Annotated in this window: 7 protein-coding genes and 1 tRNA gene; 7 read left to right on the top strand and 1 reads right to left on the bottom strand. The window is 34.7% G+C overall.

Going from position 1 to position 7,330, the window contains the following annotated elements; translation table 11 throughout:
• The first annotated feature begins 154 nt into the window (after positions 1-154).
• The 7 genes from Q0C22_RS02655 (at position 155) to Q0C22_RS02625 (ending at position 6,992) form a co-directional block, all read left to right on the top strand.
• The gene (locus Q0C22_RS02655; RefSeq protein WP_291490526.1) at positions 155-706 is read left to right on the top strand and encodes a TetR/AcrR family transcriptional regulator; all 552 of its coding nucleotides are present in this window, start codon (positions 155-157) and stop codon (positions 704-706) included.
• Positions 707-935: 229 nt separating this feature from the next.
• Positions 936-2,072 (top strand): ABC transporter permease, encoded by a 1,137-nt coding sequence (locus Q0C22_RS02650; protein ID WP_291490525.1) that lies wholly within the window; start codon positions 936-938, stop codon positions 2,070-2,072.
• Positions 2,073-2,076: 4 nt separating this feature from the next.
• Positions 2,077-2,814 carry an ABC transporter ATP-binding protein gene (locus tag Q0C22_RS02645; RefSeq protein ID WP_291490524.1) on the top strand — a complete coding sequence of 246 codons (738 nt, stop codon included), beginning with the start codon at positions 2,077-2,079 and terminating at the stop codon, positions 2,812-2,814.
• Positions 2,811-3,896 (top strand): HlyD family secretion protein, encoded by a 1,086-nt coding sequence (locus Q0C22_RS02640; RefSeq protein WP_291490523.1) that lies wholly within the window; start codon positions 2,811-2,813, stop codon positions 3,894-3,896. The genes Q0C22_RS02645 and Q0C22_RS02640 overlap by 4 nt, the downstream gene beginning before the upstream one ends.
• Complete coding sequence (locus tag Q0C22_RS02635; RefSeq protein ID WP_291490522.1) at positions 3,893-5,293, top strand: efflux transporter outer membrane subunit; 1,401 nt, start codon at positions 3,893-3,895, stop codon at positions 5,291-5,293. The genes Q0C22_RS02640 and Q0C22_RS02635 overlap by 4 nt, the downstream gene beginning before the upstream one ends.
• Positions 5,294-5,400: 107 nt before the next feature.
• A tRNA-Met gene (locus Q0C22_RS02630) sits at positions 5,401-5,477 on the top strand.
• A 114-nt stretch (positions 5,478-5,591) separates the two neighbouring features.
• Positions 5,592-6,992 (top strand): amino acid permease, encoded by a 1,401-nt coding sequence (locus Q0C22_RS02625; protein WP_367172091.1) that lies wholly within the window; start codon positions 5,592-5,594, stop codon positions 6,990-6,992.
• On the opposite strand, the gene Q0C22_RS02620 is transcribed toward Q0C22_RS02625, so the two are convergent.
• A partial coding sequence (locus Q0C22_RS02620) for a GGDEF domain-containing protein (RefSeq protein ID WP_291490520.1) occupies positions 6,976-7,330 on the bottom strand: 355 nt, incomplete at its 5' end. The genes Q0C22_RS02625 and Q0C22_RS02620 overlap by 17 nt on opposite strands.

Here is a 7,330-nt window from a genome sequence, read left to right as displayed (position 1 = left end):
ACTTAAGACCACAAAACACAAATAAAAACCAAAAAAAAAAAAAACAAAAAAAAAATAAACAAATAAAAAAATTTAAACTGCAAACATAAATTTATTGACTTTTTTTAAAAAATATAGTATTAATTATACGATTGATTAAAAAGTAGGGATGTTTATGAGTACCAAAGAAAAAATTTTGGAAAAAGCCAGTGAATTGTTTGCACAATACGGCTATCAGGAAACTTCTATCAGGAGAATTGCAAAAGAAGCAAAAGCCAATAGCGCAATGATAAGCTACTACTTTGGTAGCAAAAAAGCTCTTTACGAAAGTGTGTTGTCTACCAATATGGACGAATTTTTAGAAAGTGTATCTAGAATTAAAGCTAAAGATGAAAAAGAATTTTTAAAAAAGTTTATTAAAATTCATATCGGTGTCTTAAAGAAAAGAGGTAAATATATTTCATACTTAATGTTGAAAGAAAGTGCAACAAATTTTGAACAAGTTAAATCTCTAAAAGATAAATATTTTGATCCACTAGCAAATATTATAACCAAGGTTTTTAAAACTGGAATCGAAAAAAAAATATTCAAACCTTACAATGAACAGATTATGCTTCAGCTACTTATAGGTATTAATGTTATGCTTGCTTTAAAAAACCCACAAAACAATATAGAAGAACTCTCAAACATTGCTTTTGATGTTTTTATGCATGGTATATGCGCTTGAAAACTAACATGTTGTTTTACAATAATCATCATAGCAAAAATTCTTATGTTAATTATTATTGCAAAATAAATTCTTTGGATACGATAAAGGCAATGTATACTTTTTGTTTACATTTGATTTACATTTCATTTATAAGCTATTTACACTTAACCTTTAATATCAAAATGAAAAATTTTGGTATTGGGTTTATTTTTGTGAATCAGGCATATTTATTTAAAATGGAGATCAAATGAAAGGTCTTTTAAAAATCGCCCTTAAGCTTCTTGCAAACGATAGGGGCAAATTCTTTACGCTTATTTTAGGCGTTACATTCGCAGTGTTTCTAATGAACCAGATGACTTCTATGTTTGCTGGCATTATGAGAAAGTCCACATCAAATGTAATAAACATAGGCGCAAAAATGTGGGTTATGGATCCATCCGTAGAAAATGACAGAAGCTCAATCCCGTTACCAGATTATGTACTTGATTATGTAAGAAGTATAAAAGGTGTAGCTATGGCTGTGCCAATTTACTTTGGTTCTGGACTTGTAAAACTACCAGACGGCACCTACCAGGGCGCAAATATAATAGGTTTAGACGACACTACACTATTTGGCAGGCCTCCGATTATTAAAGGAGACCTAAACAAGATTTACAATTCCGATGCTTTTATAGGTGTTGTTGATTCTGATTACAGGAAAATTGGCTCACCGGGTATTGGTTCAGTGCTAAGTATAAACGATCACAGGGCAGTAATTGTTGCACTGGCAAAACCAACGAGTGGTGGATTATTTGGTACTCCCACTCTATATACAACATACACGCGTGCAACGCAGGATTTGCCGCAAACAAGGTATTCTATGTCATATATACTATTAAACCCAAAAAGTAATGCCGATATTACATACATACAAGAACAGGTTAAAAAACTGGGCTACAAAGCATTGACTCAAAAAGAATTTGAAAAAACAATAGAAAATTTCTATAAGTACAAAACAGGTATGGGTACAAATATAATGATTATGACACTAATCAGCTTTATTGTGGGCTTATCCATTGCAGGACAAACTTTTTATGCTTTTGTCCTTGAAAACTTAGAAAAGTTTGGTGCCCTAAAAGCAATAGGAGCAAAAAAGTACGAGCTTATGGCTATGATATTGTTTCAAGCCTCAGTTACAAGCTTTATAGGATACGGCTTTGGCATCATGTTTTCATCCCTTATGATTGCTTTCTCAAAAGCAAGGATACCAAACTATGCAGCAATTGTTACCTACCAGAATATGCTTATTGCTTTTTTGATGGTGGTGGTAATTGCGGGATTTTCAAGCTACATTGGCATTAGAAAGGTTTTAAAAATAGAGCCTTTTGATGTCTTTAGAGGATAAATTTATGAAAGCAATATTGGAAGCTAAAAATATAGTCAAGTATTTTGGTGTTGATGAAAGCAAAACATATGCGCTAAAGGGTGTAAATCTAACTGCTTACTATGGAGAAGTACTCTATATTGTAGGCCCATCAGGATCTGGCAAAACTACACTTTTGAGCATAATATCTGGCATTTTGCGACCAAATGAAGGCACAGTAATAGTAAAAGACAAAGATATATGGAAAATGAAAGATGATGACCTGGCTGATTTTCGCTTAAATCACATCGGTTTTGTTTTTCAAGATTACCACTTATTTCCAAAATTAACCACAACAGAAAATGTCAGTATACCTCTTTTTTTAAAAAGACAAAACTGGGATAAATCCTTAAAAGAAGCCAAATACTACCTCGATGTTATGGGGCTTGGCTCAAAAGCAGACCTTCCTGTCTATAAACTCTCAGGTGGCGAGCAACAGCGCGTTGCTATTGCAAGGGCTATTGTATCAAAACCAGATATATTGATATTTGATGAACCCACCGCATCACTTGATGGTGAAACAGGCAGACAAATTATATCGTTTACAAAAGAGCATCTTTTAACGCAAGATAGAACAATAATTATAGTCACACATGATTCAAGAATATTTGAGTATGCAAATCGTATACTGCATATGGAAGATGGCAAATTAAAGCAAACTACAAACAATCATTTTGATACTGAAAAAAATAACACAAGCGTTACTCAATTGGAGGCACAATGAGAACAAAGATTATATTTTTAATAGCAAGTATTGGCATATTAATAGGTCTTGTAAGTGCTTATATTTACAACAAGCGCACTACAGCTCTACCTCCTGTACATGTAGAAAAAAATCCCTATGAGGCTGGTTTATATGCAACAGGCATTATTGAAAGTTACCAGACAAACGGTGAAAATATAAATATTTTTCCCGACGTATCAGGAAGGGTTGTTAAAATTTTTGTAAAAGATGGTCAAAATGTCAAAAAAGGCGAACCTCTTTTTAAAATAGATGATACACAGCAAAAAAACATAACCCAGCAAGCCTACTATCAAATGCAAGCTGCTCTTGCCTATCTGCAAGAGTTAAAAGCAGAACCTAGAAAAGAAACACTTGAGGTATCAAAAGCTCAGCTAGAATATGCAAAAGCCCAGGCTAAAGCTGCAAAAGACCAGTGGGATAAAGTAGAAAAAGCTTTTAAGCTAAACCCAAATTCTGTAAGCAAAAGCTCTTATGATAGCGCAAGAGATTCATACGACACAGCTTTCGCAAATTATCAGTTAGCTCTAAAACAGTATGAACTTACAAAAGCTGGAGCTTGGAGTTACGATATTAAAAACGCACAAAGCCAGTATGAAGCAGCACAAAAATCTTACCTTGCAAACAAAGCACTCCTTGATAAATATACTGTTAGAGCTCCGGTAGATGGTGTTATACTAAAAATAGCCACAGCTGTTGGCAGCTATGTATCGCCATCTGGCTCATATGGCACTTACACGCAAGGCTACGGTCCTGTTGTTGTGATGGGCAATATTGAAAAAGAAATGGAAGTTAGGTGCTATGTGGATGAAATACTTGTTCCAAGACTACCAAAACCTCAAGATATGCAGGCTATCGCCTACATAAGAGGCACAGATAAAAAAATACCACTTGAGTTTGTAAACTTGCAACCATATACCACACCAAAAATAGAGTTATCAAATCAAAGAACAGAACAGGTAGACGTAAGGGTATTGCCTATAGTATTTAAGTTTAGAGTGCCAAAAGACATAACAATTTATCCTGGCATGCTTGTTGATGTGTATATAGGAGAAAAGAAATGAAATACAATGTAATTTTAGCTTTGGGTTTGGCAACATTTTTATCATCGTGCGCCCTATATAGCGCGCCTAAAAATGTAAATATTCAAATACCAGATCAGTTTAAGTATTCAATTAATTCAACTAATTCTAAGTTAAATCAAAATTGGTGGGAAAACTTTAGCGACCAAAAGCTAAATAATACAATTAAAACTGCTTTGGATAACAACCTAAACTACAAAATAGCCATAAAAAACATACAGATTGCCCAAACCTATGTAGGTCAAAACCAATCAGCACTACTACCTACAATAAATGCTACCTACTCTTCAACGCGCAATCAACCTTCAAAAAATGCATCCAATTCACCTTTCTCAAACTCTCAAATATACAATTTGCACCAGGCAGGTTTGTCTGCATCGTATGAGCTGGATGTATGGCATCAAATTCAAAACAGTATAAATCAGGCAAAAGCCAATGTTAATCTCTCCAAAGCCGATGCAGATGTTGTAAAGCTTACACTTATATCAAATGTTGCTCAAACTTACTTTCAGCTAGCTGCACTTAACCTATCAATAGAAAATTTCACACAGCAGCTTGAAGCGGCAAAAGAAATACTAAAGTTAAACGAAGACAAATACAACAGCGGTCTTATAAACATAGAGCCCGTTGAAGATGCAAAAACACAATTAGAAAACATAAAAACAGTTTTAAACAACCTCATAAAGCAAAAACAGCTAACTCAAAACACGCTAGCATATTATCTAGGTAAATACCCGGAAGACTTTTCTTTAAACCCAAACACCAAAGATTTTAATGTAGATACATACGCAAAGCTAATACCTTCTCAAATACCTTCAAGTATTTTAACCCAAAGACCAGACGTTAAAGAAGCCATGTACAATGTACTTACCCTAGCCTATGCTCAAAAACAGGCGCTTGCAAATTTCTTCCCTGTGTTTAATCTAACCGCCAATTATGGTTATGCCTCAACAAACCTTTCAAATTTTATAGAAAATGCAAGCAACGTCTGGAGCTTTGGATTAAACATCCTTGCGCCATTGTTTAACTATAAGAAAAATACCAGCATTTATGAACGTTCAAAACTCCAATATGAGCAAGCTGTACTTAACTACAGAAATACAGTTATAAATGCATTTAAAGAAGTCGATAATGCGTTAGCTTCATACAAAAAAGACAGCCAGGCTCTCATAAGCTATCAAAAAAACTATCAATCCGCTAAGAATCTATATGATATATACAAAGCCCAATACGAAGCAGGCACTGTTGACTACATCACATACCTAAACTACAAAATAAACTTACTTAATGCTTACTACAATCTGATAAACCAAAACCTGCTTGTAAAAGAAGATATCATTAGCATATACAATGCACTTGGTATGGGACTTTCAAATTAGCCAAAAACCCCTATTAAATAAAATGGGCACCTCACAAAAGAGGTTGCCCAAGCTTTAATTTAGTATTTGACTTTTTTAAAAAAGTGGTTATAATAGAGTTTTGTTGACGCGGGGTAGAGCAGTCCGGTAGCTCGTCGGGCTCATAACCCGGAGGTCGGAGGTTCAAATCCTCCCCCCGCTACCAAATTTAATCTCCAGTTTATTAATTAAACTAATGTGATAATTATTTAAAGTAATTTGACAATAAATGCAATCTATAATAATATCAAAAATTAGTAAAATTTTTGGCGGGGGTATTATGGAGTTATTCAGAAAAAAAACTGTTGAAATGATTGAAGATGACACAAGAGAAGGTCAGCCTCATTCGCTAAAAAAAGCACTCAACTGGTTTGACCTGATACTGCTTGGTATTGGTGGCATTATTGGCACAGGGATCTTTGTAATAACCGGTGTTGCTGCTGCAAAATACGCAGGACCAGCTCTTATTATATCATTTGTTATTGCAGGTCTTGCAAGTGCATTTACAGCTTTATCATATGCAGAATTTGCATCAAGTTTTCCAATTTCTGGTTCTACTTACAGTTATAGTTATTTAGCTTTAGGCGAAATTGTAGCCTGGGTCATTGGGTGGGATTTAATATTAGAATACGCATTTGCCCTGCCTGCTATTGCACTTGGCTGGTCAGGCTACTTTACTGCGCTTTTGCATTCTTTAGGTATTACCGTGCCAGCCCAAATTGCAAACTCATCTTTTGCAGCAGCTGGCGGAGTAGTTAACGTTCCGGCTATGGGTATAATACTGTTTCTCACGTGGCTTGTTTATTTAGGTATAAGAGAAAGTGCTACATTTAATAATATAGCTGTTATATTCAAAGTATCTGTAATTCTATTTTTTATAGCTGTTGCTGTATGGCATATAAAGCCTGTAAACTGGCATCCATTTATGCCGTATGGATGGCATGGCGTAATGGCTGGGGCTGCAATTATATTTTTTGCCTATATTGGCTTTGATGCTGTATCAACTGCCGCAGAAGAGTCAAAAAACCCTGCACGTGATATGCCTATTGGAATTATTGGCTCATTAGCTGTAAGCTCTATTTTATACATAGCTGTAGTTGTAATATTGACTGGTATTATACCGTACAAACTACTAAACGATCCAGCACCAGTTGCAAAAGGTTTAGAGTACCTTGGCATGAGTTTTGGATCCGGTCTAGTTTCGATTGGAGCACTCGTTGGTATCACAACAGTGCTGTTAGTAATGCTTTATGGACAGGTGAGAATTTTTTTTGCTATGTCAAGAGATGGCCTTTTGCCAGCTTTTTTTTCAAAACTGCATCCAAAACATAAAACACCTTATTTGAGTACTTGGTTTGTTGGAATAATTACTTCTATCCTGGCAGGTTTTTTGCCAATTGATGTTTTAGCTGAACTTGTGAATATCGGTACATTATTTGCATTTCTACTCGTTTCTCTTTCTGTAATAATTTTGCGATATACAAGACCAGAGTTAAATAGAAAATTTAAATGTCCATGGGTTCCTTTTGTCCCTATAATGGCAATTTTGTTTAGCGGCTACCTTATGATATCTTTGCCCATTGAAACCTGGATAAGATTTATTGTATGGTTTATTATTGGCTTTATAATTTACTTTACATATTCAAGATACAATAGCAGACTTGCTAAACTTCAGCAATAGTATATTTATTTTTTCCTGTTTTTTTTGATGTGTAAAGTAACTCATCAGCCACTTTTAGGTAATCTTCCTGCGAAGCATTGGTAATGCCCAAGCTGTAGGCAATACCAATGCTTATCCCCACACTCATTTGGTACGTATCAATAATAAATGGTTTTTTTATAGTATTTAGTATTCTTTTTGCTATTTCTTCCAATTCCTCTTTAGTTTCAAAACTATCCGTAAAAAGCAAAAACTCATCTCCACCAAATCGTGAAAGCGTATCTTCCTGTCTTACAACAGATTTTAATCGTTTAGCTACGGCTTTTAGGAGTCTATCACCTATATCATGACCAAATGTA

The sequence above is a fragment of the Desulfurella sp. genome, from assembly GCF_023256235.1.
In the GTDB taxonomy this organism is placed as follows: Bacteria; Campylobacterota_A; Desulfurellia; order Desulfurellales; family Desulfurellaceae; genus Desulfurella.
This window is presented reverse-complemented; position numbering and strand designations above follow the sequence as displayed.

Bases quoted from the DNA above. Each gene is read 5' to 3' on its own strand.
- Q0C22_RS02640 (WP_291490523.1), top strand. From the start codon at position 2,811: ATGAGAACAAAGATTATATTTTTAATAGCAAGTATTGGCATATTAATA.
- Q0C22_RS02635 (WP_291490522.1), top strand. From the start codon at position 3,893: ATGAAATACAATGTAATTTTAGCTTTGGGTTTGGCAACATTTTTATCA.
- Q0C22_RS02625 (WP_367172091.1), top strand. From the start codon at position 5,592: ATGGAGTTATTCAGAAAAAAAACTGTTGAAATGATTGAAGATGACACA.
- Q0C22_RS02650 (WP_291490525.1), top strand. From the start codon at position 936: ATGAAAGGTCTTTTAAAAATCGCCCTTAAGCTTCTTGCAAACGATAGG.
- Q0C22_RS02645 (WP_291490524.1), top strand. From the start codon at position 2,077: ATGAAAGCAATATTGGAAGCTAAAAATATAGTCAAGTATTTTGGTGTT.
- Q0C22_RS02655 (WP_291490526.1), top strand. From the start codon at position 155: ATGAGTACCAAAGAAAAAATTTTGGAAAAAGCCAGTGAATTGTTTGCA.